The 2,847-nt window shown below is 49.2% G+C and carries 2 protein-coding genes; one reads left to right on the top strand and one right to left on the bottom strand.

Annotated features, from left to right (window positions below; genetic code table 11):
- Positions 1-490 precede the first annotated feature (490 nt).
- Positions 491-2,401, top strand: coding sequence for an SPFH domain-containing protein (locus VN105_RS26685; RefSeq protein ID WP_325645995.1), 1,911 nt, complete (start codon positions 491-493; stop codon positions 2,399-2,401).
- Positions 2,402-2,454: 53 nt separating this feature from the next.
- Here VN105_RS26685 and VN105_RS26680 read toward each other — a convergent pair.
- Positions 2,455-2,847, bottom strand: a 393-nt coding sequence (locus tag VN105_RS26680; RefSeq protein ID WP_325645993.1) for a DoxX family protein, incomplete at its 5' end; no start/stop codon positions are given.

The raw sequence follows: 2,847 nt of genomic DNA, 5'->3' as shown, positions 1-2,847 counted from the left end.
TCGTTTAAGCTAAACAAATATAAAACATTATTTGGTTGACTTGCTCAGAAAAATCGTTTTAGCTGCGTGAAAAATGGTAAAACAGCTCCCAATATAGGGCGTTTTTCTAAAAATCAAAAAAAAGGAGGAAATTTTAAATATTTTATCAAAGAAAGATATCCGGGATTATCTGAAACAATCTGCAAACATCTCCAGGAGTATTCACGTGTAATTTTCATGTTATCCGTAGTTATCATCTCTCTGAAATTATTTTGACAGATAAAAAATAATAATCAATTTTACATCGTAATTTATTCTTCAATGGAATCTGATAATTGCTCCGGCAACGACATCCTGATATCATATATCACCACGAACTTCAACACTTCGCCCCCACTTCCCTGAAACAGACCTGCATGCCCAAATCATTGACTGACCTGTTTGTCAGCGGTATAGTCATGCTGTTAAATTCATCTTTACACAAACACATACCTTAACAACCACCCAACAAATGGAAAACACATTTATCAGATGGGCTTTGCTCATCGGCCTGCCCCTGCTATGCCTTATATTGTACAAAGTAATTCTTCGTATATGCTTCGGCGTTGTTATTGTACCGGAAGACCGTATAGGCCTGGTAACAAAAAAATTTGTGCTGCTTGGCAAACAGGAATTGCCGGAAGGCCGAATACTTGCCACCAACGGGGAAGCCGGCTTCCAGGCACAAACACTGGCTCCCGGCGTTTACTTCTGGAAATGGATCTGGCAGTACAGCGTTACCTTCCAGCCGTTCACTATCATCCCCACCGGTAAAATAGGACTGGTACTGGCGAAAGATGGTTCAGAACTGGAAACAGGCGCCATCCTGGCCCGCAAAGTGGCATGCGACTCCTTCCAGGATGCCGTGGCATTCCTGCAGAACGGCGGCCGCAAAGGCCGGCAAACCGCCATTATCACACCCGGATCCTACCGCATCAATACCTTCCTGTTTGAAGTGGAAATCACCGACATGCTATCCATCCCTGATAACGCCGTGGGAATTGTTACCACCCTGGAAGGACAAGCCATTGAAACCGGCTCCATCGCAGGTAAAACCATCGACAACCACAACAACTTCCAGGATGTAGACGCCTTCCTCGATAAAGGCGGCTATAAAGGGCTGCAGGAACAGGTGATCCTGGCCGGCTCCTACTTTATCAACCCCTGGTTTGCCAAACTGGAAATGGTGCGTATGACGGAAATCGCCATCGGCCATGTAGGCGTGGTGATCTCGTTTGTAGGTAACGATGGCGTGGATATCAGCGGCGCTGAATTTAAACACGGCAACATTGTGGCCAAAGGCACCAAAGGCGTTTGGGCCGAACCACTGGGCCCCGGTAAATATCCCATTAACCCCTATATTATGAAAGTGGAACTGGTACCCACCACCAACCTGGTGCTGAACTGGGCCTCTGCCAGGAGTGAAGCCCACCAGCTGGATAAAAACCTCTCTACCATTACGGTGAGGAGCCGCGATGGTTTTACTTTCAATCTTGATGTGGCGCAGATCATCCATATCCCCACCAATGAAGCGCCCAAAGTAATTGCCCGCTTCGGTAATATGAGCAACCTGGTTACACAGGTGCTGGAACCTACCATCGGCAACTATTTCCGTAACTCCGCCCAGGGATCGGACGTGATCAGCTTCCTTACCAGCCGGAAGGAACGCCAAACATCCGCCAAGGAACATATCGGGCAGGTGCTGGACCAATACAACGTATTTGGTGTGGATACCCTCATAGGCGACATCGTACCACCGGCAACACTGATGAAAACACTGACCGACCGTAAAATTGCGGAGGAACAGAAAATCACCTACGATACAGAAAGACTGGCACAGGAAACCCGTCAAACCCTGGAAAAAGAAACGGCGATCGCCGAAATGCAGAAGGAAATTGTAAAAGCCGACCAGGGCGTATGGATCGCTGAAAGACATGCAGACGCCTCTGTAAAAAAAGCCACCGGCGACGCTAACAGCGTGCGGTTACAGGCCAATGCGGAAAGCGACCGGATGAAATTACTGGCAAGCGGTGAAGCGGAAAAGGTAAGATTGCTGGCTAAAGCAGAAGCAGAACGTACCGAGTGGATTGCGAAAGCGGATGCAGAGAAAATTGCCCTCACCGGTAAGGCAGAAGCAGAAAAGATCCTGGCCATCGGGCAATCGAGCGCCGAATCCTACAAACTGGCTGTGGAAGCCATGGGTGGCAATAACTTCACCCAACTGAAAGTAATGGAAGCCATCGGCGCCCAGCAGATCCGTATCATGCCGGATGTGCTCATCAGCGGCGGCGACGGCGCCAACGGCCCCATCAGCGGGCTGCTCGGACTAAAACTCCTGGAAGATGTGGCAAAGAAAAACGACACAGGTAAACAGGCGGAATAGTTTACCATCAGAGAACAAAAAAGGGAAGGCTTAAACACCTTCCCTTTTTTGCTTTATGCTTTGCGGTTATCAATACTGTAAGGGCCCGGGCCAAAATAAGCCAGCAGCAGGGCGCCTCCCAGGATAGCCACATTTTTCATGAACATCGCCATCTGCATCTGCTGCTGCATAGGGTCTTTTACTGTCCAGAAATTATGCAGCGCAAAGGTAACCGGCACCAGGAAGAACACGATCAGCCAGGCGCCATATTTTACTTTATACCCCAGCAGGATGCTCAACGCGCCAAGCAGGGCGAGCAGCCCGGCGAAAGGCACCAGGAAACCGGGCGCAGGCACCCCCGCAGCCGCCGCATAATCAGCGCCGGCGCCGGTAATATGATTCAAACCGGACATGAGAAAAATGAGGGCGAATAAGATCCGGCCCAGCAGTGGAACAATTTTCATAGT

The sequence above is a fragment of the Chitinophaga sp. genome (assembly GCF_035564935.1).
Classification (GTDB): domain Bacteria; phylum Bacteroidota; class Bacteroidia; order Chitinophagales; family Chitinophagaceae; genus Chitinophaga.
Note: the sequence above shows the minus strand (reverse complement) of the source record. Positions and strands in the feature narration are given on the sequence as shown.